Below are 25938 nucleotides of genomic sequence, written 5' to 3' on the forward strand. Positions count from 1 at the left end.
CGAGATCAGGCCGGAGGACCGAACCAGGTGGTGAGGGCCTGCTGCAGCGGAGGCTCCCCTGCTCCTGGGACCCAGGCCACGTGGCCGTCGGGACGGACGAGGACGGCAGCCGGCGGGGGCACCGCGCCGACGACGGGCAGGTCCCACGGGCCGGGCGTCGTCGCGACCACCAGGCGGACGCGGTCGGACCAGGGGCCGAGGTCGAGGCCGCTCACCCCACCCAGGTCGAGCAGCAGCGGTCGGGCGTCGTGCAGCAGGGCCAGCGCCGTGGTGGGACCGGCGGCGGTCTCCAGGTCGAGGTCGGGCATCCGCCGGCCGACCAGCGGGTGCTCGCCGCCGAGGTCGTAGCGGACGTCGAGGCCCGAGACCATCGCCGCCACGCGCCGGCGGGGCTCGTCCAGGGCCAGGAGCTCGTGGACGCTCTCGCGCAGCGCTCGGTGGCGCTCATCGCCGGTGGCCAGCGCCACCTGGGCCATCGTGTTCTGCAGCACCCGGGCCCCCACCGGGTGTCGCTCGGCGTGGTAGCTGTCGAGCAGCGACTCCGGTGCGGTCCCCGCCGCCACCAGCGCCAGCTTCCAACCGAGGTTCACCGCGTCCTGGACGCCGACGTTGAGCCCCTGGCCGCCCTGCGGCGGGTGCACGTGGGCGGCGTCGCCGGCCACCAGCACCCGCCCCTGGCGATAGGTGGCGGCCTGGCGCGAGGCGTCGGTGAACCGGGAGATCCACCGTGGCTGGCGGGCGCCGAAGTCGGTGCCGTAGGCGTCGCGCAGGGCTGCCCGGAGCTCTTCCAGCGATGGCGGCTGACCAGCGAGGCGGACCTCGGGCTCCTTCAGCACGACGCCGTACGGGCTGCCGCCCGCCACCCGGTCCACGGGGCCGATGCCTCCGCCCTCGGGCCGCAGCCCGAGCGCGGGCTCGTCGAGGTCGACCTGGGCGATCATCCAGCTCGTCGAGGCGTCGAGGCCGGGGAAGGCGATGCCCGCCGCCTTGCGGACGGTGCTGCGGCCGCCGTCGCAGCCGACCAGGTAGGCGACGCGCCGGGTGGTGCCGTCGGAGAGCTCGACGTCCACCCCGCCGGCGTCCTGCGCCAGCCCGACCACCTCGCAGGACCGCAGGATCGGGACGCCCAGGTCACCGAGGACCCAATCGGCGAGGATCCGCTCGATCTCGCCCTGCCAGAGGGCGAGCAGGTGGGGGTGCCGGGTGGGCTGGTCGGCCAGGCTCAGCGCCGTGCCGCCGTAGCCGAGGATCGGGTGCGTCTGCCCCGCTGCGACGAAGCGATCGCCGACGCCGCGCTGGTCGAGCACCTCGAGCGTGCGGGCGTGGAGGCCGCCGGCACGGGACCCGTCGACCGTCTGGTCGGCGCGGCGCTCGACGACCACCACCTGCGCCCCCGCCAGGTGCAGCTCGGCCGCCAGCACCAGGCCGGTGGGCCCGCCGCCGGCCACCACCACCTCTGTCGTGCTCACCGGCGCACGCCTCCGCCCACGTCTGCCACCCGTTGCGCAGCACCCATGCTCGACCTCCCGGCTCGTGCGGGCCCGGCGGTCGCCGGCCCGATGAGCGGGTCATGGTCAGCACGATCCGCCACTTGCCGCAAGCCCCCACCCCACCTCTACCGTGGAGCCCGGCGGGCGCCGATCGAAGCCGACGACGATGGTGCCGACCGCTCGGAGGCGGGCTCCGGCAACGGCTCGACCGGCTGGGGCGCGGTCCCGAGCGTCCTACGCCGGAGCGAGCAGGCCGGCGTCGTCGGTGACGGTGACCCGGCCGGTCGCCAGGTCGTAGAGCACGCCGACCACGAAGGCCGGACCGTCGGCCGTGGCCAACGTGCCCAGCTCGCGCAGTGCATCGACCGTGGCCTGGAGGTTGGCGCCGGTGGCCCAGACGGGGTCGTGGCCGACGACGTCGGTGAGCCGGTGGGCCACCTCCCCGACGAGGGCGCCGAGCGCGCCCTCCGCGGGACGATCCTCGGCCATGGCGGCCAGCACGGCACCGCAGCCGGTGTGGCCGAGCACGACCACCAGCGGGACGCCCAGCACCTGCACGCCGAACTCGATGCTCCCGAGCGCCACGCCGGCCAGCGACTGGCCGGCGGTCCGCACGGTGAGCAGGTCGCCGACGCCCTGGTCGAGGACGACCTCCGGCGGGACCCGGGCATCGACGCACCCGAGGACCACCGCCAACGGGTGCTGGCCGGCCACCAGCTCCTCGCGGCGGGCGGCGGGGACGACGTGGTCGGCGGGGGTGCCGGCCACGAAGCGGGCGTTGCCGGCCACGACCTCGTCGAGCGCGGCACGGGCGGCGTCACGCATGGTCGCCGAGGGATCGGTCACGGGGCTGCTCCGGGGATCAGGGGCGGTTGGGGCGCAGGCAGCTTTGCCGCCACGAGGAGGGCGGGGGAAATGGCGAGACCGCCCTCGGCTCGACCGAGGCGCGAGCGGGACCGAAGCGAGGCGGAGACGTGACCACTCCCTGACGCGGAGGAGCCACCTGGCCGGGGGAAAGCACCCGAGCCGCGGTGGCAACGCGGTCGCACCGCGCCACCATGGGCGCATGCAGGGAGCAGCCGTGGTGGTGCAGGGGCTGCGCCACTGGTTCGCCACCCGCACCGGCCCGCTGACCGTGCTCGACGGCGTCGACCTCCACCTGCCGGCGGGCGGCTACGCCTCCCTCGTCGGCCCCTCGGGCGCCGGCAAGTCGACCCTGCTCTCGATCCTGGGCGGCCTCGAGCTGGCCCAGGAGGGCACCGTCGAGGTGGGCGGCGAGCGGCTGGCCGGCCTCAGCCGGGACGACCTCGCCGCCTTCCGCCGGTCGACGGTGGGGTTCGTCTTCCAGCACTTCGGCCTGCTCGACGCCCTCACGGCAGCCGAGAACATCGACGTCACCGGCGCCCTGACCGGCGTGCCCCGCAAGCAGCGGCGGGCCCGGACCCTGGAGCTGCTGGACGCCGTCGGCCTCGCCGACCGTGCCGACCACCGCCCGATCGAGCTGAGCGGCGGCGAGCGCCAGCGGGTGGCCATCGCCCGCGCCCTGGCCAACCAGCCCCGCATCGTCCTGGCCGACGAGCCCACCGGCAACCTCGACGACGACAGCACCCTGCTCGTCGTCGACCTCCTCGAGACGCTCCCGCAGCGCCTCGGCTGCACCCTCGTCGTGGTCACCCACGACCGCGCGCTCGCCGCCCGGGCGCCGCTGCGGCTGCGCCTGCGCGACCGCCGGCTCGAAGCCGACGCCGACCCCGTGGCGGCGCCCGCCTCCGCCGTCCCGGCGGCCGCCCCGTGAGCTGGTCCGATGCGATCCGCATCGCCTACCTCGGCGTCCGCCGCCGGGTGGGCCGAGCGGTCCTCACCGTGGCCGCCGTGGCGCTGGCCGCCGCGCTGCTCACCGCCTTGCTCACCATCGCCGGCACCGCCCGCACGCGCGTCATCAGCCAGCTGGCCGAGGGCGGGCCGCTGGCCGGCATCCAGGTGGCGGCCACCGCGCCCGACCGTGGCGGCCGGGGCGACGGCAACGGCTTCGGCGGGGGCTCCGGCGGCCGGGGCTCCGACAACCCTGCGGCCGGCCCGGGCCAGCAGTTCGACCTCGACGACCTGCGTCCCATCGACGACGGCACGATCGCCGACATCGAGGCCATCCCCGAGGTGCGCACGGCGCTGCCGGTCGTGACCGCTCGGGTGTTCGCCCGCTCGGTCGACCCCGAGACCGGGACCGACGGCGGCACCCGCCTGGTGCGGGCGTTCGGCACCGACCTCGACCGCCCCAACGACCTGCCCGTCTCGATCTCGGCCGGCCGGATGCCCGCCCCCGGCGCCACCGACGAGCTGGTGGTGACCGAGGCGTGGCTCGGGTTCGTCGGGGTCGACAAGGCCGACGCCGAGGAGGTCCTCGGGTCCGAGGTGGAGCTCGGCACCGGCAGGGCCACCGAGACCACCGGCACCGTCGACTACCTCACCGGCCCGCCCGCCGACTTCGAGATGCAGTGGCAGAAGCTGGAGATCGTGGGCGTGGTGGTCCAGGACGTCTCGGACGGCTCGTTCCTCGTGCCGCTCCCGGTGGCGGAGAAGGCCTACGACGTCGCGGTCTCCGGCGTCGACCGCGGCCTCATCACCCGGCAGTCGCCGTCTCGCTACACCGGCGTGCTGGTGACCGCGGACAGCCTCGGCGCGACCGGGCGGGTGCAGGAGCGCATCGAGCGGCTGGGCTTCGCCACCACCTCGCCGGCCGCGCTCATCGAGGCCGTGCAGCGCTACCTGCGGGTGGTCGAGATCGTGCTGGCCGCCATCGGCGCCATCGCCCTCGCCGTGGCCGGCCTCGGCATCACCAACGCCCTGCTCGCCTCGGTGCGCGAGCGACGCCGGGAGATCGGCGTGCTCAAGGCCATCGGCGCACGCGACCGCGACGTGCAGCGCGTCTTCCTGGTGGAGGCGGGCGTCCTCGGCCTGGCCGGCGGGCTGCTGGGCGCCGCGCTGGGGTGGGCCACCGCGTTCGGCGTCGGGCTCATCATCGACGGCTACCTCCAGGCCCAGGGGCTCGAGGGCGTGGGCGCCGAGGTCCCCATCCCGGTCTTCGCCCTCGTGATCGTCGGCTCGTGCCTGCTCGCCCTCTTCGGCGGCACCCTGCCGGCGCGCCGGGCCGCGCACCTGCCGGCCCGAGAGGCCGTCGGCGGGGCCTGAGCCTGCGGTTCGGCGTCCTGGTCCGCCGCCGCTACCTTCGGCCCATCGCCCCCTCGCCCCGTCCCCTCCGCGCCCGCACCGGGACCGTCCTCGCGGTCGCGCTGGCCGCCCTGCTCGTCCTGGCCAGCGTTGCGACCGCCACCGCCACGGCCGGCGCCGAGGTGCCCAGCGAGGTCCCGCCCACCCCAGGAGCCGCGCCGCTGCGCTACCGCGACGAGCTGTTCCCCACCGTGACGATCGCGCCGGACCTCGCCTACGGGTCCGCCCCGGACCTGCAGGGCCGGCCCGTCACCCTGCGCCTCGACCTCTACCAGCCCGCGGGCGACACGGCGCGGGACCGGGCGGCGATCGTGTGGGTCCACGGCGGCGGCTTCGTCGGCGGGGGCAAGGGCGACGAGCGGCCCCAGGTCGAGGCGTTCGCCCGCCGGGGGTTCGTGGTCGTGTCGATCGACTACCGCCTCCTGTCGAACGGCTGCTCCGGCTCGACGCTCGGGACCGAGTGCACCAACGCCGCGGCGGCGGCCATCGCCGACGGGAAGGCCGCCGTGCGGTGGCTGCGCTCACAAGCCGTCGACCTCGGCCTGGACCCCGGCCGCATCACCATCGCCGGCTTCTCCGCCGGGGCCATCGTGGCCACCGGCGTCGGGGTCCTCGGCGAGGACCCGGGGGCGAGCGGCAACCCGGGCCAACCCTCGGACGTGGCGGCGTTCATCTCCGTGGCCGGCGGCCTCCCCGACGGCCAGGGCGTCGATGCATCCGATGCCCCCGGCTACCTGTTCAGCGGCAGCGCCGACGACGTCGTGCCCCACCAGTGGTCGGTCGACACGGCCGAGGCCCTGCAGGCGGCCGGGGTGCCCGCCGTCCTGCACACCACCCCTGGCGGCGGCCACGACCTGCCCGACCTCGGATACCTCGTGCAGCAGTCCAGCGCCTTCCTGTACCGCGAGCTCGACCTCGGCACGCCCGGCACGCCGGCCACGCCGGTCACGACGACGACCACCATCGCCCCGGCCACGACGACCCCATCCCGCGCCCCTGCTCCTGCGCTCCCCGCCGCCCCGGGGGCGGCCGTGGGCGCAACCCCGATCGGTGCCGCGCCGGCCTACACCGGCTGATCGCGACGCCCCCGGATGTGACACCGGGGCGGGCCCGGTCATGGAGAGGGTGCCGGCCACCGCCGGGCCCAGCCCACGACCGACGACGGGAGCGACCACGATGACCATCTTCGACGTGGCGCCCGGACGGGTGATCGCCACCCTCCCCCGGCCGGCGTGGGAGGGTGAGGTCGTGGGGAGCGACGAGGGGCGCGAGGCCGTCGAGCGGGCGTTCGAGCAGGCACGAGCCGGCTCGGCCGAAGGCTGGGCCGAGCTCTACGTCGTCGCGCGCCCCCAGCTGTTCCGCTTCGCCCGCTTGCGCCTGGCCAGCGACGAGCAAGCCGAGGACGCCGTCAGCGAGACCATCGTCCGCGCCATGGGTGCCGCCGAGCGCTACCGCGCCGGTTCCGGCGTCCTGGCCTGGCTGGTCGGGATCTGCCGCAACGTCCTCCACGAGGCGCACCGCTCCGGTTCGCGCCTGCAGTCCGTCGATCCCGCCGGCTTCGTGGAACGGGCGACCGCAGTCGGCGACGCCGGGCCGGCCGAGCAGGCCGTGTCGCGCAGCGAGGCGGGATCGCTGCGGGAGGCCTTCGCGCTCCTCAGCGACACCGAGCAGGAGCTCCTCAGCCTCCGCGTGGTGGTTGGCCTCGACGCCGAAGCGGTCGGCGCCGTGCTCGGCAAGCGCCCCGGCGCCATCCGCATGGCCCAGTCGCGGGCCCTCGACCGCCTGCGTGGCCACCTGGAGGAGGGGTCGTGACCGACGACGAGCTGCTCCGTTCGCTGGGCGAGGCCGTCTCCCCCACCGTCCCGGCGGTGGACGCCGCCCGCGTCGACGCCATCCGCGCCCTCGCCACGGGAGCCGCTGCGGTCGCACCCCTGCGGCCGTCCCGCCGATCGCTCCTTCGGCTCGGCGGCGCAGCCGCGGCCGGCATCGCCGCCGGCGCCACCGGCATGTTCCTGCTCGACGGCGACGACGCACCGGCGGGCCCGCCCACCGAGGCGGCGGTCCTGAAGACCGCCACGGGCGTGCAGGCCGACGCCAAGATGATCGCCCACACGTGGGGCCTCGAGGTCCTCCTCGACGTGTCCGGCCTCGATCCGGGCGCGGCCTACGAGATGACCTTCGTGGCCACCGACGGTCGGCGGGTCGGGGCCGGCGGCTTCGTGGGCACCGATGCGCTCATGCGGTGCCGGAACAACGGGCCGCTCCTGCGGGCCGACGTCGCGAGCTTCGTGGTGGTCGCCGACGACGGCACCGAGGTCGTCCGCGCCGAGCTCGCCTAGCCGCTCCCCAATAGGGGGGGGAGCGGCGTGACGCCGGCCGCCCCGGCGTCAAGGAGGGGCATGACCAGACGATCCACCCCCCGAGTCGCCGTGCTCACCGCCCTGGCGGTCACCGCCGGCAGCCTGCTCTCGCAGGCCGTCGGTGCCCCGACCCCCGCCGGCGCCGAGCCCATCACCGCCCGAGAGGGCTACGTCCGCCAGGTGTACACCGACGCCCTGCTCGACGCCGACCCGGCCCAGGCCGACGTCGACGCCGCCGTGGCCACCCTGGCCGCCGGCACCACCGGCTCGAACTGGGTGGGCCGCCTGCTGCTCTCCGACGTCGGCCGGCTGGCCTTCGTCGAGGGCGAGTACGAGCGCATCCTGGACCGGCCCCTCGAGGCCGGCGCCGGTGGCGGCTACGTCAACCTCATGAAGGACGGCAAGACCCGCCAGGGCATCCGCAGCCTCCTCGTGGGCTCGCCCGAGTACTTCCGCACCCACGGCGGCAGCACGGTCGAGGGCTTCGTGCGCTCGACCTACGTCGACCTCCTGGGCCGTGACGGCAACAGCAGCGACATCGCCTTCTGGAGCGCCAAGATCAACGGCGGGCTCACCCGCGACCGCGTGGCCGGCCTCTTCCAGGAGGGCCAGGAGGGCCGCAAGGTCCGCGCCACCACCATCTTCCGCTCCTACCTCAAGCGCGGCCTCGACGCCGGCGGCCAGTCCCGCTACTCGAACCGGCTCAAGGCCGGTGCCACCGAGGAGAACGTGATCGCCGAGGTCGCCAGCTCCCCGGAGTACCGCAACCGCGCCGCTGCAGTGCCCGCCCCCGAGGCGGTGGCCCTGCTCACCCAGTCCGGCTCGCTCACCATCCGCCGCCCCGGCAGCGCGGATCGCACCCTCGCCGTGACGGGGCTCACCGCCTCCACGACGCTCGTGGGCATCGACGTCCGCCCGGCGACCGGCGTGCTCTACGGGCTCGGCTCCGACGGCCAGGTGTACGGGATCAGCACCGGCACCGGGACCGCCGACAAGGTCGGCGCCCCCATCCCGTCGTTCGACGCCTCCGCCGGCGTCGGCTTCGACTTCAACCCGGCCGCTGACCGGCTCCGGATCGTGACGGGGGCCAAGAACTACCGCCTCCAGCCCGACACCGGGGCCGTCCTCGGCGAGGGCGCGGCGGGCAGCAACGCCCCCGGCTCCCTCCAGTACGTGGCCGGCGACCCCAACGAGGGCAAGGCCCCCGGCATCACGGCTGCTGCCTACACCAACAGCACCCGGGGCCTCCCGCTGCCGACCAGCACCGCCATCTACGACATCGACACCACGCTCGACGTCGTGGTCGAGCAGAACCCGGCCAACAGCGGAAACCTGATCACCAAGGGCCCGCTGCGCCTGGACGCCACCGCCGCCAACGGGTTCGACATCTCCCCCGACGGCACCCAGGTGGCCTACGCGGTGCTGAGCACCACCAACGGCCAGGGCCTCTACAAGGTGGACCTCGCCACGGGTGAGCCCAAGCTGCTCGAGAAGCTCGCCGGCGACACCGTCGTCGGCCTCGCCGTGCTGGGCACCGAGGCGGTCGCCCCGACCGAGGCCGCCTTCGGCGTCTCGACCGACGGCCTCTCGCTGATCAGCTTCACCACCACGGACCCCACGCCCACCGCCACCCAGACCTTCGCCGGGCTCACGCTCGGCACGAGGATCGTGGCGATCGACGTGCGGCCCTCGACCGGCCAGCTGTTCGCCATCGGCTCCGACGGCCAGCTCTACACCGTCGACACCTCGGTGGCGGGCGTGGCCACGGTGGCCAAGGCCAACATCTTCACCGGCCAGATCGGTGGCGGCACCTTCGACGCCTCCCAGGGCGTGGCCATGGACTTCAACCCGGCTGCGGACCGCATCCGGGTGGTGGTCGGCACCAAGAACTACCGGGTGCAGACCAACGGCGTGGTCGACGGTGAGGGCCCGCCCAACACCGGGCTGCCCGGCACCATCCAGTACGTGGCCGGCGACCCCGGCGCCGGGACGACCCCGGCGGTGACCGGTGCCGCCTACACCAACTCGGCCCGGTCGGCCACGCTGCCGACCGCCACGGCCCTGTACGACATCGAGACCAACCGCAACGTGCTGGTGCGCCAGAACCCGGCCAACGCCGGGGACCTGACCACCATCGGCCCGCTTGGGATCGACGTCGGCACCGCCGACGGCTTCGACGTCTCCGGCGGCCCGGGCCAGAACGCCTACGCCGTGCTCGAGACCGGTGGCGTCCAGTCGCTGTACCTGATCGACCTGGCCACCGGCCGGGCCGACCTCGTGGGCACCCTGCCCACCGGGCTCAACGCCTTCGCCCTGAAGTAGCCCACCTCACCGGCACCGTCGCCGGCGACCTCGACGCCCCGTGGCCCTCGCCCCACACGCGAGCCACGGGGCGTCGTCGCGCCCGGGCCCGGTGCGCCCGGGGGCCGCACCCGACGAGGCGCTCGAGCGGGCGGTCAGCCCGGACGCGGGGCGAACATGATGACGGCGACGCCGAGCAGGCAGATCGAGGCGCCCACCAGGTCGTAGCGATCGGGCCGGAAGCCATCGACGGCCATGCCCCAGCCCAGCGAGCCGGCCACGAAGATCCCGCCGTAGGCGGCGAGGATCCGCCCGAAGTCGGCGTCCTCCTGCAGCGTCGCCACGAACCCGTATGCGGCCAGGGCGGCGATGCCGGCCCCGATCCAGGCCAGCCCACGGTGCTCGCGCACGCCCTGCCACACCAGCCAGGCGCCGCCGATCTCGGCGACGGCGGCCACCACGAACAGCACCAACGTGCGGACGACGCCCACTCTTAGCGCGCCTTGCTGGTGAGCGCAGCGGCGCGAGGGATGAGGGGCACCCACCCACCGTAGGGACCGGCGCCGGGCACGGCGACCACCGATGGGCTCGTCGGCTTCGCTGCGTCGCGCCCTGCAGCCAGCAGGAGTGGCCCACCGCCGAGCTCCCCGCGGCCTGCGCCGACCGACAGGGCTGCAGGTGGCGCCCCCGGCAGGGATCGAACCTGCGACCGGCCGCTTAGAAGGCGGCTGCTCTATCCGACTGAGCTACGGAGGCCGACCCGGTCCGCAGGGCCCGAAGCCCGCCGACCGGCGTGCCGGCATCGTAGGACGTGGGGCGGTGGCGACCCGTGCCCGATCGAGCGACGTGCGCCGGTGCAACCGAAGTGACATCTTGGTGTTGCCTGTGTTGAAGATGTTGTCGAAGTGGCCGATGGGGAAGCCGCCTTGTCACTCGGAAGGCTGGCTGTTACGGTTTCATGACGAACGGCGACACGCGCCGGTTGGAGGACACACGTGCGTCGACGTTCCCTGGGCTTGACCATCGCGGCTGCCGCCGTGTCCGTCGCCCTCGCTGCGCCCACCCTCGCCGGGTCCGCGCCCCGGCAGGACCCCCGGGCCGAGCGAGAGCAGGTGCGCGCCGAGCGGGCGGCCGTCGCCGCCAAGATCGACACCACCAAGGCCACCCTCGCCGAGGTCGACGACGCCCTGCAGGCCCTCGAGGAGAACGTCCGCTCACAGCGGTCGGCCCTGGCCAAGGCCGAGGCGGCGGTCGCCCAGGCCACCAAGGACCGTGACGACGCCCAGCGGGCCATCACCCGGCTGCACGAGCAGCTGAAGGTCCTCCGTGGCGAGATGCGGGAACGCGCCGTGCGTGCCTACGTCTCGCCGAGCGGCGACAACGTCTTCGCGGTGCTCGGCACCAAGGACTTCACCAGCGCCGCCGAGCGCAGCTTCTACGTCGGCCTCCAGTCGCAGACCGACGCCGACGTCGCCGACCGCCTCGACGGCGCCACCACCGACCTCGCCTTCCAGAAGCGCAAGGCCGCCGCGGCGAAGGAGCGGGCCGACGCCCAGCGCGCCGAGCAGGCCAAGCGCACCAAGGCCGTGGAGAAGGCCGAGGCCCAGCAGCAGGCCCTGTCGGACAAGCTGCAGGCCACCGTCGACTCCCAGATCAGCCGCAGCCTCCAGCTGGCCAAGACCGACCGAGCCCTCTCGGCCAAGATCGCCGAGCAGCAGGCTGCCCTCGTCGCCCGCATCGCCGCCCAGAAGGCCGCCAACCAGCGAGCCAGCGCGAAGGCCGCCGCCGCTGCCGCCGCCGAGGCCGCCGCAGCCAACCGGGCCGCCAACGTCGGCACCGACGGCCGCGAGCACGGCCCGTCGACCAGCAGCAGCAGCAGCAGCGGTGGGGGTGGCGGCGGCGGCACCGCCACCGTCGAGCCCGGCCCGGTCGACTCCGGCATCCAGCTGGCCTACGTCCAGGGCATCCCCGTCAACGCCCAGGTCGCCGACCAGGTCACCGCCATGATCAACGCCGCCGCCGCCGACGGTGTGAGCCTGCGGATCGGCAACTCCTACCGCCCGGTCTCCCAGCAGATCGAGCTGCGCAAGCAGAACTGCGGCACCAGCTACTACGCCATCTACGAGATGTCGTCCGGCTCGTGCCACCCGCCGACCGCCAAGCCGGGGCAGTCCCAGCACCAGCTCGGCCTGGCGATCGACTTCCAGTCGTGCTCCTCGCACGGCACCGCGTGCTACCGGTGGCTCTCCGGCCACGGCTCGCAGTACGGCTACTACAACCTGCCCAGCGAAGCCTGGCACTGGTCCACCACGGGCAAGTAGCGACCCCGCCGTGGCGGGCGGGGGGTGCTTGGGCACCCCCCGACGCAGCTGTTACGGTTCCATGACAGCGCCGGCGCACCCTCTGCTCCTGCCGGCCCGGAGGAAGCTCGTGCGTCGACGTTCCTTGGTGGTGACCCTCGCGGTCCTGGTGGCCACGGTCGGCCTGGCCGCCCCCCAGCTCGCCAGCTCCGCACCCCGAGAGGACCCTCGGGCCGAGCGCGAGCGGGTCCGAGCGGAGCGGGCCGAGCTCGCCACCAAGATCGACACCACCAAGGCGTCGCTGAGCGAGATCGACGACGCCATCCAGGCCCTCCAGGAGAACCTGGCCGGCGAGGAGCGGGCCCTCGAGAAGGCCGAGGCCGCCGTCGCCCAGGCCAAGAAGGACATCGCCGACGCCGAGAAGGCCATCGCCGCGCGCAACGGCGAGATCAAGGTCCTCAAGGCCGAGATGCGCACCCGCGCCGTGCGGGCCTACGTCTCCCCGCCGGGCGACGACGTGCTGACCGTGCTCGGCACCAAGGACTTCACCAGCGCCGCCGAGCGGCGCTTCTACGTCGACCTCCGCGCCCAGGACGACGTCGACCTCGCTGACAACCTCGACGGCGCCGTCACCGACCTCGCGTACCAGAAGCGCAAGGCGGCAGCAGCCAAGAAGCGGGCCGACGCCCAGCGCGCCGAGCAGCAGAAGCGCACCGAGTCGGTGCGCCAGGCCGAGGCCCAGCAGCAGTCCCTCTCCGACAAGCTCCAGGCCACGGTCGACTCGCAGATCAGCCGCAGCGTCGAGCTGGGCAAGACCGACCGTGCGCTCTCGGCCAAGATCGCCAAGCAGCAGGCCGAGCTGGTGGCCCGCCTGGCGGCCCAGAAGGCCGCCCAGCAGGAACGTGACCGCCGCGCCGCCCTGGCCGCTGCGGCAGCCGCCAACCAGCCGCCGCCCACCACGGTCGCGCCGGTCACGCCGCCTCCGTCGAACCAGAGCCCCGGCGGCGGGGAGAGCAACCCGCTCCCGCCCGTCAGCGGCGGCGGTGGCGGCGGCACCGGCACCGGTGGCATCTCGCTCTGCACGGTCGGTGGCATCACCGTCAACTGCGCCATCCGCACGCAGCTCACCAACCTGCTGAACGGCGCACGCGCCTCGGGCCTGGCCCTCACCGGAGGCGGCTACCGGGACCCGGCGGCCCAGATCGAGCTGCGCAAGGCCCACTGCGGCACGAGCTACTACGCCATCTACGAGATGCCGGCGTCGTCCTGCCACCCGCCCACCGCTCGCCCCGGCAGCAGCCAGCACGAACTCGGCCTCGCCATCGACTTCAGCAACTGCTCCTCGCGCAGCAGCGCCTGCTACCGCTGGCTGGCCGCCAACGCCGCCGGCTACGGCTTCTACAACCTGCCCAGCGAGCCCTGGCACTGGAGCACCACCGGCAACTGACGCCTTCGAGCGCCGCCGGTCCGCACCGGGCAGGCTGCGGGTGCCCGCACGGAGCAGGCGCCGGATCGGAGGTCGGTGGTGGTCGAGGAGCACCGGAGCTACTGCCGGATCTGCGCGGCGGCCTGCGGCATCGTCGTCTCCGTCGACGGCGAGCAGGTCGTCGGCGTGCGCGGCGATCCCACGCACCCCGGTTCGCACGGCTACACCTGCCCCAAGGGCCGAGCCCTCGGCGCGTTCCACCACTCGCCGGCCCGGCTCGACCGCCCGACGGTCCGGGGCGAGCAGGCGAGCTGGGACGACGCCCTGGTCGACCTGGCCGCCGGCCTCACCGCCGTGCGGGAGGTGCACGGCCCCGACGGCATCGGCTTCTACCTGGCCACCGGCCTGGCCTACGACAGCGCTGGCCAGATCGCGTCGATGACCTGGTTCGCCGGCCAGGGGTCGCGCCAGCTCTACACCGCCGTCACCGTGGACAACGCCCCGGTGCTGGTGGCCGCTGAGCTGGTGACCGGCTCGCCGATGCTGAACCCGGTGTGGGACCCGAGCCGCCCGGGCCTGCTGCTCCTCTTCGGGACCAACCCCGTGGTGTCGCACGGCTACGGGACGGCGCAGGCCGACCCCGTGGTGCAGCTGCGCCGCTACCGGGCGGGCGGCGGGCAGATCTGGGTGCTCGACCCCCGGCACAGCGAGACCGCCGCCCACGCCGACCGGGTGCTCACCGTGCGGCCCGGCTCCGACGTCGCGGTGCTGGCGTGGCTCTGCGCCGAGGTCCTGCGCGCCGGCGCCGATGCCGAGGAGCTGGCCCAGCGCTGCACCCCAGAGGACGTGGCCGCGCTGCGCTCCGCGGTCGCCGGCTTCGACCTCGGGCGAGCCGCGACGGCGTCCGGGGTGGCGACGGAGGACCTCGAGGCCCTCGCCGCCGCGGTGCGAGCTCACCCCGGGCGCCTGGCGGTCATGTGCGGCACCGGCCTGACGATGGGCCGCGACGGCGTGGTGGCCGAGTGGCTGCGCTGGGCCCTGCTCATCCTCACCGGGTCGCTCGATCGGCCCGGGGGGATGCGGTTCAACCGGGGAGGCATCTCCCGCCCCACCCGTCCACCCCGTCCGGCTCGCCCGTTGCCCGGCCCGCCCAGCCGCCCCGAGCTGCGGACCGTCATCGGCCAGTACCCGTGCGTGGCCCTCGTCGACGAGATCGAGGCGGGAGGCCTCCACGCCCTGGTCGTCGGCGGCGGCAACCCCCTCACCGCCTTCCCGGAGCCCGAGCGGACGCGAGCTGCGCTGGCCTCGCTCGACGTGCTCGCCGTGGTCGACGTGGCGGCCAACGAGCTCACCGAGCTCGCCACCCACGTGCTCCCCGTCACCGGGCAGCTCGAGCGGGCCGACCTCACCCTCGCCGAGGGCGTCGCCCTGCGCTCGGCCGTCCAGCACACCCCGGCGATCGTGGCGGCCGGGGGTGCGCGGCGCCCGGTCTGGTGGGTGTTCGCCCAGCTCGCCCGCCGCCTCGGTGGCGACCTGCTGGCCGGCGCCGACCCGGACGTGCTCACCGACGACGTCTACCTGGGCGGCGTGCTCGGCGCCTCGTCGCTGGACGCCGCCGAGGTGCTGGCGGCCGGGCCTCACGGCGTCGAGGTGCCCCAGGAGTACGGCTGGGTGGCCGAGACCCTCCTGCCCGGCGGCCGTTGGCGGCTGGCGCCGCCCGAGCTGGTGGCCCGGCTGCTGGCGCACCGCCCGCCCGAGCCCCAGATCGACGGCCACCTGCTGCTGACCAACCGCCGGACCGCCCGCCGACTGAACTCGCTCGACCACGCCGCAACCGCCCTCGGCCGGCCCGAGGAGCCCATCGCCCGCCTCCACCCCGGCGATGCCGATCGCCTCGGCGTGGCCGTGGGCGACCGCGTGCTGGTGACCAGCGCCCACGGCCAGGTGGTGGTGACGGCCCGGTTCGACCCGGGCACCAGCGCCGGCACCATCTCGGTGAACCACGGCCACGCCGCCGCCAGCGTGGCCAACCTCACCAGCACCCGGGTCGACGTCGACCCCCTCACGGGCATGCCCCTGGCATCGGGCCTGCCCGTCACCGTCGAGCGCGTCGGCGCACCCGTCCCCGATCCCACCCCTGGGTGAGCGGGACATCCGGCTTCGATCAGCGCCGCCTCCTGCGCTACCATGAACGTCTCTTGGTGGTCGTAGCTCAGCTGGTCAGAGCGCCGCGTTGTGGTCGCGGATGTCGGGGGGTTCGAATCCCCTCGGTCACCCCAGCGCATCGGCCGGCCGTCCCTCGGGGCGGCCGGTCGATGCCGTTTTCCGGGGCCGTGCGGGGGGGCCCGAGACCCGCGTTCCGGTTGGCGCCACCCCAGGGTCGGTCGACTAGGGTCGCTCCGCGCCTCTAGCTCAACGGCAGAGCAATGGACTCTTAATCCACAGGTTGGGGGTTCGAATCCCCCCGGGGCGCACCCACGATCGGACCGCTGCACCAGCAGCGGTCCGATCTCGTTCTCCCCCGCAGCCCGAGCGCCCGGGACACTCGCTCGAACTTGTGGGCCGAGACCGCCGTTTTCGGCGGTGTGGGCCCACAAGTTTCGGGTTCGAACCCTCGGGGCGTGCACCAGAGCTCGTTGCATCGACCGGGGCGGGGTCGCCAGCCCTCAGCAGGACCGTCCGGGATCGGGGGCGAGGACCACCCGCACGCGCGACTCGCCGGCCGGGCGCCCCGGCGCGGTCACCAGGAGCAGGGTGCGACCGCCGGTGGGCACCACCGAGCTCGCCGGCTGCAACAGCACGAGGCCGGCGCACCGGCGGCCGACGGGGCGGTGCGATGGGCCCATGGCCTCGCGAGCACCGCCCGTGGCGACGGGCTGGCGCCCGGCCAGCAAGAGCCGTTCCCCCACCACCGAGGTGAGCTGGAGGTCGTAGCGCCCGGATCGGCCGAACTGGTAGCGCTCGCCGCGCTCGGTGCCGGCCACCACGGCGTCACCCACGGAACGAGCCAGCCGGCTCCCGTCGTCATCGGTCGGCGCAGGCGGCACCGACCAGGCCGCTACCAAGACGGCCACCAGCGCCAGGCCGAGCAGCGCCACCGGGCGACCGAGCGGACCAGCCCGCAGGCGGTCGACGGCCCGGAGGGCCCCGCCGCCGTGCGCCGCCGCCATCGGCCCGACCGCCCGAGCGACGGGGAGCGCGACCACCAGCCAGGCCACCAGGCCGGCGATCGCGAACCACCGGAAGGCGTACAGGGCCACCACGAGGTCACGCCGGGGGAACGCCTGGGCGGTCGCGAAGACGCCCAGCCCCAGCAGCAGCGCCACCACGGCGCCGGAGGAGACGCTGCGGTCCCGTCTGCGGATGGCCGAACCCAGCACGGCGAAGAGCACGATCGTGAACGCCACGGTGACCACGACGTCGCCCGAACCGTGGCCCTCGAACGCCTGGGTCGGGGCCTGAGAGAACGAGCGCCCCGTGCGGGTGAACGTGGGTCGAGCCCACACGGCCTGGCTGGTGGCGGCGAAGGCCACCGGGGCTCCGCCGCGCGCCACCTGCTCCGAACGGGCACCAGCGACGGCGGTGAGGTTGCCGGGGTGGTCTGTCAGCTCCTGGTACACCGGCAGCGCCCAGCTGGCGACGAGGACCAGGGCGGCGAGGCCCAGGGCTCGTCGTTCGCCACCGGGCCGCGTGCGCAGCCGGGCCACCACGGCGACCGCCGCGGCGGCAGCCAGCAGGGCCGACGGTGGGACGAAGCTGAGGTGCGCCTGGGCGGTGAACGAGCCGACCAGGGCCACGGCAGGGAGCAGCCGCACCTCGCCGTCGAGCACCGACCACGTCAGGAAGGCGAGCAGCACGAGCGGGGCCAGGCCGATGGACGGGTTCCAGATCGAAGCCGCGGCTGCGGGCCCGAGGGCCCGCAGGAGCAGGAGGATCCCGAGGGCCGTGGCCCCGGCCAACCCGAAGCCCCCTCGGCGCCGCGCCAGCACCACGGACCACGCCAGGGCGGCGCTGCTCACCAGGGCGGCGACGAGCGGCAGCACGCCGATGGCCCCGACCCGCACCGGCACGGCGAGCAGGACGTAGAGGAGCGGACCGAGGCTGTGGACCTTCGGACCCCCGCCCCCGGCGAGGGAGTGGGCGCCCACCAGCGGCGGGTGCGTGGTGAAGACGTCGAAGCTGCGGCTGACGATGAACGCGTCGTCGGACTGCGGGACCCACGACGAGGCGACGAGGCCGAGCCCGGCACGCAGGACCGGGGCGACCGCGACGAGGGCCAACGCACCCACGGCGGCGGACGCGCGCCGGCCGGAGCAGGATCCACGGCTCGCCATCTCCGGATTGTCGCACGCATCCGAGACCGCCGAGCGGTGATCCGCCTCGTCGCAGCACCTCGCCGCGGGCGTCAGCGATGCAGGTCGAGAGCGGCGGCGAGGCGGTGGAGGTTGGCCCAGGCCAGGTCGGGCGGGATGCCGCCCATCATCGGGTGGAGGGCGAGGGTGCCCCACTCGCCCAGGTCGGCGACGAGCGAGCGGAGGCCGGCGGCGGTGAGGACCTGGTACTCGGGGTCGTCGTCGGGGTCGCCCGGTTCGGGGTCGAAGCCGGTGGCCGAGCCCGACTGCGCCGCCCAGGCGCCGTAGGACGCCCGCTCGTGGGCGACGTGGGGCCGCACCGCGTCCCAGCCGGCGGCGACGTCCTCGTCGACGTGCACGAAGCGGGGGCCGACCGGGGGCATCGGGCCCCAGTCCGGACCGCCGCCCTCGACCACCGCAGCCCGGTAGGCCTCCCAGAAGCGGGGCTGCGACGGGAAGAACAGGTCGGCCAGGCGCGCCGCCCGCCTCGCCGCCCCGTCCGACGCGCCGCCGAGCAGGATCGGCGGACGGGGCCGACGGTGCGGGGTCGGCGTCACCCGGACCGTGCGGCCCCGGTGCTCGAAGGGCTCCCCCGTCCAGGCCGCCTGCAAGGTGGCGATGGCCTCGATCACCGCCGGCACGCGGCCGGCCAGGTCCTTGCCGAACATGGCGAACTCACCCGGCACGTAGCCGTTGGCCAGCACCAGTTCGAGCCGGCCCCGGCTGAGCTGGTCGACCACCGCGGCGTCCTCGGCGATGCGCAGGGGGTCGTGCAGGGGCGCGATGAGTGCGGCCACGCGGATCTTGATGCGCCGGGTGCGCGCCGCGACCGCAGCGGCGAAGACCAACGGCGACGGGAGGCAGCCGTCGTCGACGCCGTGGTGCTCCGAGAGCGTGACCACCCGGATGCCGTGCGCCTCGGCCCACTCGATCTGATCGAGCGCAGCGTCGTAGCGGTCGGCCAGGTCGGTGCCGGCGAACGCCGGGTTGCGGAGGTCGTAGCGGATCTCGAGGCGGGCCACCGCGCCGTTCTAGCCCGGATGGCGAACGGCCTGACGGGTCGTCAGGTCAGCGGTCCGACGCTGACCGGCCCACCGGCGGGATCACGGGCGCACCACGGCCCGACCGCCCAGGGTCCCCGCCTCCATCGCCGCGTAGGCCGCATCGACCTCGTCGAGCCCGAACGGCTCCACGTCGACCCGGATCCGCCCGGCGGCGGCCAGGTCGAGCACGGCCCGGGCGTCGGCCAGGTCGGAGCCTTGGAACGTGAACAGCTCGCCGTCCTGGGGCAAGGTCGAGAACCAGGGGCGTCGCAACGTGCCCCCGGCGGCGCCCACCAGCGCCAGCGCGCCGCCCGGGGCCAGCAGGCGGGTGCCGAGGGCGATGCTGTCGTCGATGCCGACGACGTCGACCACGGCGTCGACGGGCACCCCGCCCAGCGCGTCGCGGATGCCCTCGAAGGTGTCCGGTCCCACGCCGTCGACCACGTGCGTGGCGCCCAGCTCGCCAGCCAGCGCCCGCCGGGCCGGGTTCGGGTCGACGGCCACCACCGGCACGTCGGCCAGCGCCACCAGCAGCTGCACGACGTAGGCACCCAGGCCCCCGATGCCGAGCACCACCGCCGCGCCATCGGCCTGGAGCCGGGGCAGCACCCGGCGCACGGCGTGGTGCGAGGTGGCCCCGGCGTCGGTCAACGGGCCGGCGACGGCCGGATCGAGCGTCCCGAGCGGGAACAACAGGCGGTCGGCCTCGTCGACCAGCACGTGCTGGGCGAGGCCGCCGTCGCGGCCGTAGCCCCGGCCCACCAGGCCCTCGGCGCAGGCGTTCTCGATGCCCCGGAGGCACCACCGGCAACGCCCGCAGGACGCCGGGGAGGCCACCGCGACCGGGTCGCCCTCGACCACCGACGCCACGCCGTCGCCCACGGCATCGACCCAGCCGGCCGTCTCGTGGCCCAGCGTGAACGGCACCGACCAGCCGAGCGCCTCGCCGATGGCGGCCGGCATCTGGCCCATGGCCACGTCGGAGTGGCAGAGGCCGCAGCCGGCCACCCGCACCCGGACCTGGCCCGGCCCGGGCTCGGGGACCACCACCTCGACGAGGCGAGCGGGCTCGCCCCACCCCAGGATCCGATAGGCCGGCATCGATGCGCGCACGGCGCCACCGTACGGCGGCCGGTCGCCCCCGAGCGGAGGAGGTCCCGTGGCGGGGACCAGGTGCGGGCGGTCGGGCTAGACGGTGCCCGCCATCACCGGGAGGTTCTTCGAGGCGACGACGCCCGGAGCCTTCTCCTTGGTGACGGCGAAGGACTGCACCTGCGAGACCTGGCCGGGGTCGACGTGGAACGGCACGACGTCGGTGCCGCCGTCGAAGGTGCCCAGCGAGAGCACCACCCCGTCGACCTGGCCCCAGAGCTGGTACAGGTCGCCGGAGCCGGCGTCGGGCAGGTCGTGGGCCACGAGGTAGCCCTTGCCGGTCGAGTCGACGAGCGCCTGGGCGCCCATGTCCTTGGCGCCGGTGAGGCTGACCTGCACCTCGGCGCTCGTGGTGGGCAGCGCCGAGCCGGTCGGGCGATCGTCGCGGCCCTGGCCGTAGGCGAAGAAGCCCACGGCGGCGAGCAGGCAGGCGGCGGCCGCCAGGACCGCAGTGAGGGTGCGCAGGCGGGCCGAACGGGGGCGCAGGGGCACCACCAGGGCGCCCTTGCCCGCAGCGGGCTCGGCGACCGGGGCATCCGGCGCCTCGGCCTGGTCCCGCAGCGAAGCGAGGGGGTCGACCTCGCCCACGGGGCTGAAGGTCATCCGCAGCGGCGGGGCCGGCGGCGAGAGCTCGGCGGCGATCCGGTCCCAGACGCCCTCGGGGGCATCGGTGCCGGAGTGCGACAAGAAGGACGCCACCTCGCGGTGCTCGGACACCTCGGCGGCGCACCACGGGCAGGAGCGGAGGTGGATCTCGACGCGCTCGCGCTCGTCAGGGTCGACCGCATCGAGCGCGTAGGCACCCAGCAGGTCGGAGAAGTCGTCGTGAAAGGCGCTCATAGGTCATCCCCGAAGCTCACACCGGCGGCGACGAGCTCGCCGCGCAGGTGCTTGAGGCCCGATCGGATCCGGCTCTTGACCGTTCCTTCGGGCTCGTCCAACAAGGTGGCCACCTCTCGATAGGTGTGACCGCCAAGATACGCGAGCCGGATGGCTTCGCGTTCACCTTCGGGGAGCGCCTCGATGGCCTCGCGCACGTGGTCGGCGACGGTGAGGTCCCAGACCTCCCGCTCGAGGTCGTAGCCGGCCTCGGCGGTCCGACGCAGGTTCTTCTCCTCGCGCCGACGGCGCGAGGACTCCGAGCGCAGGAGGTCGACGGAGCGGCCGTGGCACTGCGCCAGCAGGTAGGAGCGCAGCGAACCGCGGCCGGGATCGAACTTGTCGGGGTCGTTCCAGAGGCGCAGGAACACCTCTTGGACGATCTCCTCGGCCAGGGCGGGCTCGGCGAGCAGGCGTCGGGCCAGCCCGAAGACCGCACCGGCGTGGCGCCGGTACGCCTCGGCGAGGGCGTCCTGGTTGTAGCGGCTGATCGCCACCACCAGGCCAGCGTCGCTGGTCTCGCCCAGGGGCGTGTTCACGTCGTCTCCATTGCCCCGTCCTACGGAGCGGCGCGGGCGCCTGGATGACGATTCCGATGAACTCGTTGCTTCGCCCACGGTCCCCCCGTACCCGTTCAGCCGAACCGGCGGAACCCCGACACGACCTCGATCTGGCCGGTGTGACCGAAAAGGTCGAGGACCGATGATCCCACGTGGGCGTAGCCCGCGGCGGCCAGCAGCTTGGCGTCGCGCCCCAAGGAGGCCGGGTCGCAGCTCACCAGGACGCAGTGGGCCGCCCCCGTGGCGAGGACCGCGGCCACCCCCTCGGCGGCGAGGCCGCTGGCTGCGGGGTCGGCGACGACGACGTCGGCGGGGCTCGGCCGCCACCGCCCGAGCGCGACCTTCACGAACCGGGCGCCGGTGTCGGCGAGGTTGTGGCGGGCGTCGGCCACCGCCGAGGCGTTGCGCTCGACGCCCACGACCGAGCGGCCGAGGCCGACGGTGCCGGCGAAGAGGCCCACGCCCGAGCAGAGGTCGACCAGGCGCTCGGCCTCGGGGGCGAAGCGCTCGATCGAGGTGGCGACCTCGGCCACCAGGGCCTCGGCGCCCTCCGGGCTGGCCTGGAAGAACGATCGAGCCGACACCCGCCACGTGCGGCCGGCGACCTCCTCGTGGATCCACGCCCGGTGCCCGCTGGACAGCTCGTCGGTGCCCACGACCAGGACGCCGTCGGGCACCCGCACGCCCTTCGCGCTCGGCCCGACCACCACCATGCGCTCGCCGGTCCGGGCGCCGACCCGGATGGTGACGTCGGTGGCCTCGCCGAACCAGCCCCGGGCGATGACGTCCTCGACCAGCGGGTGGGCGATCAGGCAGGAGTCGACCGCCACCGGCTCGTGGGACCGGCGACGTCGGAAGGCGAAGTGGCCTTCGGGATCGGCGGTGCCCCGGACCGTGGTGCGCAACCGCTCGGCGGCCAGCGCCACCCCGGCGCCAACCTCCGGGTCGGCGATGCCGCCGGTGCGGCGCAGGACGTCGGCCACCTGCTCGAGCCGCAGCCGATGCTGGGCGTCGACGGCCAGGTGCTGCCAGTCGCAGCCCCCGCACCCCTCCTCGACGTGCGGGCAGGGCGGCGCCACGCGGTCGGCCGACGGCTCGACGACGCCGACCACCACGCCGCGGGCGAAGGTCTTCCGCTCGTCGGTGAGCTCGACCAGCACGGTCTCGTCCGGTCCGGCACCGCCGACGAACACCACCCGACCCGACGCCTCCCGGGCGACGGCCTCGCCCCCGACGGCCATGGCGGTGGTGCGGAGCTCGACGACGGTCACGACGGGCGAGCTTACGAGGCGCCCCACGACGCCTCGTAGGATGCCGCCGTGCCCAGCGACGCCCCGTCCCGCCCCATCCAGATCGCCCCGTCGGTCCTGCCCGCCGACTTCTCCAAGCTCGGCGAGGAGTGCCAGGCGCTCGAGAAGGCCGGCGTCGACCGCATCCAGTGGGACGTGATGGACGGCCAGTTCGTGCCGAACCTCACCTTCGGACCGGACGTCATCGCGGCGTGCCGCCCCCACGTCGACCTGCTCTTCGAGGCGCACCTCATGGTGAACACGCCCGAGGTGCTCCTCGAGCAGTACGTCCAGGCCGGCTGCGACCTGCTGATCGTCCACGCCGAGTCCACCGTGCACCTCCACCGCTGCCTCGGCCAGGTGGCCGACGCGGGTGCTCGGGCGGCGGTGGCCCTCAACCCGTCCACCCCGGTCGCCGCCATCGAGCACGTGCTCGACCTGGTGGAGATGGTGCTGGTCATGACCGTCAACCCCGGCTTCGGCGGCCAGGCGTACATCGCCACCATGGAGCCGAAGGTCCGCGAGCTGCGCGAGCTCGTCGTGCGCCGGGGGCTGCCCGTCGACATCGAGGTCGACGGCGGGATCGGGCCCGACACCATCGGCGGTGCCACCTCGGCGGGGGCCAACGTCCTGGTGGCCGGCAGCGCGCTCTACCGTGACCCCGAAGGCCTGGAGCACGCGGTCAGCGACCTCCGGGCTCGCGCCGAGGCCGCCCAGGCCGGCGCCGCCACCGCCTGACCCGGTGCCCGGCGCGCCGGGAGCCACCTGCGATGCTGGCTCCATGGTTGGTGCGGCACGACGGTGGACGGCGACGGCAGCGGCGGTGGCCCTGGCCCTGGTGGCCCTGGGCGGCTGCACCAAGGACCACGGCTCCGAAGCCGACTTCTGCCGCGAGGTGAAGCGCATCCCCACGCTCGACGCGGTGGTGACCGGCTTCGTCGACACCGAGCCCTCGGCGCTCGACGCCCGACTCGACGACGCCTCGAAGGCCTACGCCACCCTGGAGGACGCCGCGCCCGACGACGTGCGCGACAGCGTCTCGGACATGACCGCCCTGGTCGACGCCGTGCTCGCCGCCGTCCGGGCCCACCCCGACGACCCCGAGGCCGCCGCTCGCGACCTGCGGGCCGCCGTCAAGGACCACCCGAACGCCGCAAGGTCCTCGCTGGCGGTGGCGTCGTACGCCTCGGAGCACTGCGGCGTGGAGCTCAACCCGAAGGTGGTCGACACCACCTCGACCACCGCCGTCTCGGGCGGCTCGAGCCCGGACCCCTCCAGCACCGGCACCACCGCCGCCGGTTGAGGCCCAGACGCGGACGACCCCGGCGCACGAGGCGGCCGGGGTCGTCGAGGGCGATCGGGCCGGAGGCCCGGGACCGATCAGGCGAGGTCGCTCCGGTGGACCTTGACGTCGTCGATGATGCCGTAGTCCTTGGCCTGCTCGGCGGTGAACCAGCGGTCCCGCTCGGAGTCGGCCTCGATCTGCTCCACGGTCTGGCCCGAGTGGGCGGCGATGCGCTCGGCCATGAGGCGCTTGATGTACACCATGCGCTCGGCCTGGATGGCGATGTCGGACGCCTGGCCCTGGATGCCGCCGGAGGGCTGGTGCATCATGATCTGGCTGTGCGGCAGGGCGAAGCGCTTGCCCGGGGCGCCGGCGCAGAGCAGGAACTGCCCCATGGAGGCGGCCAGGCCCATGCAGACCGTGCCGACGTCGGCGGTGACGAACTGCATGGTGTCGTAGATGGCCATGCCGGCCGAGATCGACCCGCCGGGCGAGTTGATGTAGAGCCAGATGTCGCCCTCGTCCTGGCCGTCGAGGTAGAGGATCTGCGCCGCCAGCTGGTTGGCGATCGTGTCGTTGACATCGGTCCCCAGGAAGACGATGCGCTCCTTGAGGAGGCGGTTGTAGATGTCGGCAGCCCCGAGGTCCAACCCGGAGGGGCCCTGAGCCATGGGAGCGAGGTTCGGCAGGTCCATGCGGCGCAGGTTAGCGGTGACCTGTCGGCTTCCCGCGACCAGCGCGGCCGGTACCATCGCCCCGCACGCCGGCGTAGCCCAATTGGCAGAGGCACCAGGTTTAGGTCCTGGCCAGTGCGCGTTCGAGTCGCGCCGTCGGCACCCCGTCCCCCACCTGGCCCGCACCGTCGCGGGTCTGGCAACGTGCGGCCATGCCCGAAGGCCACACCATCCACCGGCTGGCCCGGGACCAGAGAGCCGACCTGGTGGGACGGCCGGTCGAGGCCGTCGCCGGCCAGGAGCGCTTCCGCAGCGGCGCCGAGCGCCTGCACGGCCAGGTGCTGCGCAAGGCCGAGGCCTGGGGCAAGCACCTGTTCCACACCTACGACTCCGGCGACGTCCTCCACGTCCACCTCGGCCTCATCGGGAAGTGGCTCCGCCGCACCGACGATCCGCGCCCCGAGCCCATCTCCACCACGCGGCTGCGGCTCGCCGGCGACGACGCCGCCTGGGACCTGACCGGCCCCATGGTCTGCTCGGTCGTGTCGCCGGACGAGAAGGCCGCGGTGGTGGCCAAGCTGGGCCCCGACCCGCTGCGTCGCGACGGCGACCCCGAGCGGATGTGGGCCAAGGTGCACCGCAGCTCGAAGTCGATCGGGCTCCTGGTCATGGAGCAGGACGTCGTGGCCGGCATCGGCAACGTCTACCGCTCGGAGCTGCTCAACATCGTGGGCGTCGACCCCCGCCGGCCCGGCACGGCCGTCACCCGGGAGGAGTTCGACGCCCTGTGGGCCGAGACCGTGCGCCAGCTCCGCCTGGGCGTGCGCCGCGGCAAGATCGTGACCATGGGCCAGGACGAGCTGGGCCGGCCGATCTCGAAGCTCCGGCGCGGCGAGGGGCGCTACGCCTACAAGCAGGAGGTGTGCGGCCGGTGCCACACGGTGCTCGACGTGTACCCCATCGCCGGGCGCACCACGTGGAGCTGCCCGGTGTGCCAGCCCCGCTGATCAGGCGTCGCGGAGCTGGGCCACGAAGGCCGCCAGGGCGTGGCCGCGGTGGCTGATGGCGTGCTTCTCCTCGGCGCCGAGCTCGCCGAAGGTGCGGCCGTCGGCATCGTCGGGGACGAACACCGGGTCGTAGCCGAAGCCACCGGCGCCTCGGGGAGCCGGGGCGATGTGGCCCTCGCAGGTGCCGTCGGCCACCACCTCGCTCCCGTCGGGCCGCTGGAGGACCACGACGCAGCGGAAGCGGGCCCGGCGGTCGGCCGGGTCGGGGCGCTCGGCCAGGGCGGCGAGCAGCTTGTCGACGTTGGCCTCGTCGGTGGCGCCCTCGCCGGCGTACCGGGCCGACCACACGCCGGGCGCGCCGTCGAGGGCGTCGACCTCGAGGCCGGAGTCGTCGGCCACCGAGGCGATCCCGGTGGCGGCCAGCAGCGCCGCCGCCTTCAGCCGGGCGTTGCCCACGAAGGTGTCGGCGTCCTCCACGACCTCGGGGACCTCCGGCGGGCGGGGCACCAGGTCGATCTCGTGGTCGAGGATCTCGCGCAGCTCGGCCACCTTCTTGGGGTTGGCCGAGGCCAGCACCATGCGCTCCACCGGACCG

General features: G+C 74.7%; 23 protein-coding genes and 4 tRNA genes. 15 read left to right on the plus strand and 12 right to left on the minus strand.

Annotated features, from left to right (window positions below; genetic code table 11):
• Positions 1 to 5: 5 nt before the first annotated feature.
• Together KSP35_RS08120 and KSP35_RS08125 are read right to left on the minus strand one after the other, a co-directional pair.
• On the minus strand, positions 6 to 1469 hold the full coding sequence (locus tag KSP35_RS08120; protein ID WP_217000732.1) for an FAD-dependent monooxygenase: 1464 nt from the start codon (positions 1467 to 1469) through the stop codon (positions 6 to 8).
• A gap of 255 nt (positions 1470 to 1724) precedes the next feature.
• A complete protein-coding gene (locus tag KSP35_RS08125) occupies positions 1725 to 2336 on the minus strand; it encodes a carbonic anhydrase (protein WP_217000734.1) in 612 nt (203 codons plus the stop codon).
• 220 nt (positions 2337 to 2556) lie between these two features.
• Between KSP35_RS08125 and KSP35_RS08130 the strand changes: the two genes are divergently transcribed.
• From KSP35_RS08130 to KSP35_RS08155, 6 genes are all read left to right on the plus strand, one after another.
• Complete coding sequence (locus tag KSP35_RS08130; protein WP_217000736.1) at positions 2557 to 3285, plus strand: ABC transporter ATP-binding protein; 729 nt, start codon at positions 2557 to 2559, stop codon at positions 3283 to 3285.
• Entirely contained in the window at positions 3282 to 4676 is a 1395-nt protein-coding gene (locus KSP35_RS08135) for an ABC transporter permease (RefSeq protein WP_217000739.1), read from the plus strand. The genes KSP35_RS08130 and KSP35_RS08135 overlap by 4 nt, the downstream gene beginning before the upstream one ends.
• A 161-nt stretch (positions 4677 to 4837) precedes the next feature.
• A complete protein-coding gene (locus KSP35_RS08140; RefSeq protein ID WP_217000741.1) occupies positions 4838 to 5791 on the plus strand; it encodes an alpha/beta hydrolase in 954 nt (317 codons plus the stop codon).
• A gap of 100 nt (positions 5792 to 5891) precedes the next feature.
• On the plus strand, positions 5892 to 6527 hold the full coding sequence (locus KSP35_RS08145; RefSeq protein ID WP_217000743.1) for an RNA polymerase sigma factor: 636 nt from the start codon (positions 5892 to 5894) through the stop codon (positions 6525 to 6527).
• Positions 6524 to 7054 carry a hypothetical protein gene (locus KSP35_RS08150; RefSeq protein WP_217000745.1) on the plus strand — a complete coding sequence of 177 codons (531 nt, stop codon included), beginning with the start codon at positions 6524 to 6526 and terminating at the stop codon, positions 7052 to 7054. The genes KSP35_RS08145 and KSP35_RS08150 overlap by 4 nt, the downstream gene beginning before the upstream one ends.
• Positions 7055 to 7114: 60 nt before the next feature.
• Entirely contained in the window at positions 7115 to 9397 is a 2283-nt protein-coding gene (locus KSP35_RS08155; protein ID WP_217000747.1) for a DUF4394 domain-containing protein, read from the plus strand.
• 134 nt (positions 9398 to 9531) lie between these two features.
• On the opposite strand, the gene KSP35_RS08160 is transcribed toward KSP35_RS08155, so the two are convergent.
• Both KSP35_RS08160 and KSP35_RS08165 read right to left on the minus strand, forming a co-directional pair.
• Positions 9532 to 9867 (minus strand): YnfA family protein, encoded by a 336-nt coding sequence (locus KSP35_RS08160; RefSeq protein WP_217000749.1) that lies wholly within the window; start codon positions 9865 to 9867, stop codon positions 9532 to 9534.
• Positions 9868 to 10055: 188 nt separating this feature from the next.
• Positions 10056 to 10132 (minus strand) — tRNA-Arg (locus KSP35_RS08165).
• A gap of 260 nt (positions 10133 to 10392) precedes the next feature.
• Between KSP35_RS08165 and KSP35_RS08170 the strand changes: the two genes are divergently transcribed.
• The 5 genes from KSP35_RS08170 (at position 10393) to KSP35_RS08190 (ending at position 15576) form a co-directional block, all read left to right on the plus strand.
• Positions 10393 to 11697 carry a D-alanyl-D-alanine carboxypeptidase family protein gene (locus KSP35_RS08170; protein WP_217000751.1) on the plus strand — a complete coding sequence of 435 codons (1305 nt, stop codon included), beginning with the start codon at positions 10393 to 10395 and terminating at the stop codon, positions 11695 to 11697.
• 130 nt (positions 11698 to 11827) lie between these two features.
• The gene (locus KSP35_RS08175; protein WP_217000753.1) at positions 11828 to 13123 is read left to right on the plus strand and encodes a D-alanyl-D-alanine carboxypeptidase family protein; all 1296 of its coding nucleotides are present in this window, start codon (positions 11828 to 11830) and stop codon (positions 13121 to 13123) included.
• A 78-nt stretch (positions 13124 to 13201) separates the two neighbouring features.
• Positions 13202 to 15247: a molybdopterin-dependent oxidoreductase gene (locus tag KSP35_RS08180; protein ID WP_217000755.1), complete on the plus strand. Its 2046-nt coding sequence runs from the start codon at positions 13202 to 13204 to the stop codon at positions 15245 to 15247.
• Positions 15248 to 15303: 56 nt separating this feature from the next.
• A tRNA-His gene (locus tag KSP35_RS08185) sits at positions 15304 to 15381 on the plus strand.
• Positions 15382 to 15503: 122 nt separating this feature from the next.
• Positions 15504 to 15576 (plus strand) — tRNA-Lys (locus tag KSP35_RS08190).
• Between the two features lie 192 nt (positions 15577 to 15768).
• On the opposite strand, the gene KSP35_RS08195 is transcribed toward KSP35_RS08190, so the two are convergent.
• The 6 genes from KSP35_RS08195 to KSP35_RS08220 all read right to left on the minus strand — a co-directional run bounded on the left by KSP35_RS08195 (position 15769) and on the right by KSP35_RS08220 (position 22359).
• Positions 15769 to 17436: a hypothetical protein gene (locus KSP35_RS08195; RefSeq protein ID WP_217000757.1), complete on the minus strand. Its 1668-nt coding sequence runs from the start codon at positions 17434 to 17436 to the stop codon at positions 15769 to 15771.
• 71 nt (positions 17437 to 17507) lie between these two features.
• Positions 17508 to 18476: an LLM class flavin-dependent oxidoreductase gene (locus tag KSP35_RS08200; RefSeq protein ID WP_217000759.1), complete on the minus strand. Its 969-nt coding sequence runs from the start codon at positions 18474 to 18476 to the stop codon at positions 17508 to 17510.
• 81 nt (positions 18477 to 18557) lie between these two features.
• Positions 18558 to 19610: an alcohol dehydrogenase catalytic domain-containing protein gene (locus tag KSP35_RS08205; protein WP_217000761.1), complete on the minus strand. Its 1053-nt coding sequence runs from the start codon at positions 19608 to 19610 to the stop codon at positions 18558 to 18560.
• A 75-nt stretch (positions 19611 to 19685) separates the two neighbouring features.
• Complete coding sequence (locus KSP35_RS08210; RefSeq protein ID WP_217002178.1) at positions 19686 to 20489, minus strand: anti-sigma factor domain-containing protein; 804 nt, start codon at positions 20487 to 20489, stop codon at positions 19686 to 19688.
• Positions 20486 to 21067 (minus strand): RNA polymerase sigma factor, encoded by a 582-nt coding sequence (locus KSP35_RS08215; RefSeq protein ID WP_217000763.1) that lies wholly within the window; start codon positions 21065 to 21067, stop codon positions 20486 to 20488. Before KSP35_RS08215 ends, KSP35_RS08210 begins: the two co-directional genes overlap by 4 nt.
• A gap of 95 nt (positions 21068 to 21162) precedes the next feature.
• On the minus strand, positions 21163 to 22359 hold the full coding sequence (locus tag KSP35_RS08220; protein ID WP_217000765.1) for a class I SAM-dependent RNA methyltransferase: 1197 nt from the start codon (positions 22357 to 22359) through the stop codon (positions 21163 to 21165).
• Between the two features lie 48 nt (positions 22360 to 22407).
• Between KSP35_RS08220 and rpe the strand changes: the two genes are divergently transcribed.
• Together rpe and KSP35_RS08230 are read left to right on the plus strand one after the other, a co-directional pair.
• A complete protein-coding gene (gene rpe / locus KSP35_RS08225) occupies positions 22408 to 23115 on the plus strand; it encodes a ribulose-phosphate 3-epimerase (protein WP_217000767.1) in 708 nt (235 codons plus the stop codon).
• 43 nt (positions 23116 to 23158) lie between these two features.
• Positions 23159 to 23680 (plus strand): hypothetical protein, encoded by a 522-nt coding sequence (locus KSP35_RS08230; RefSeq protein WP_217000769.1) that lies wholly within the window; start codon positions 23159 to 23161, stop codon positions 23678 to 23680.
• Between the two features lie 77 nt (positions 23681 to 23757).
• On the opposite strand, the gene KSP35_RS08235 is transcribed toward KSP35_RS08230, so the two are convergent.
• Entirely contained in the window at positions 23758 to 24333 is a 576-nt protein-coding gene (locus tag KSP35_RS08235) for an ATP-dependent Clp protease proteolytic subunit (RefSeq protein ID WP_254127203.1), read from the minus strand.
• Between the two features lie 91 nt (positions 24334 to 24424).
• Here KSP35_RS08235 and KSP35_RS08240 point away from each other — a divergent pair.
• Positions 24425 to 24498 (plus strand) — tRNA-Leu (locus KSP35_RS08240).
• Positions 24499 to 24548: 50 nt separating this feature from the next.
• Positions 24549 to 25343, plus strand: a complete 795-nt coding sequence (locus tag KSP35_RS08245) for an Fpg/Nei family DNA glycosylase (RefSeq protein ID WP_217000773.1) — start codon at positions 24549 to 24551, stop codon at positions 25341 to 25343.
• On the opposite strand, the gene rdgB is transcribed toward KSP35_RS08245, so the two are convergent.
• On the minus strand, positions 25344 to 25922 hold the full coding sequence (gene rdgB, locus KSP35_RS08250) for an RdgB/HAM1 family non-canonical purine NTP pyrophosphatase (RefSeq protein ID WP_217000775.1): 579 nt from the start codon (positions 25920 to 25922) through the stop codon (positions 25344 to 25346). It abuts the gene before it with no gap.
• Positions 25923 to 25938 lie beyond the last annotated feature (16 nt).

The organism is Aquihabitans sp. G128 (assembly GCF_019048865.1).
GTDB lineage: Bacteria > Actinomycetota > Acidimicrobiia > Acidimicrobiales > Iamiaceae > Aquihabitans.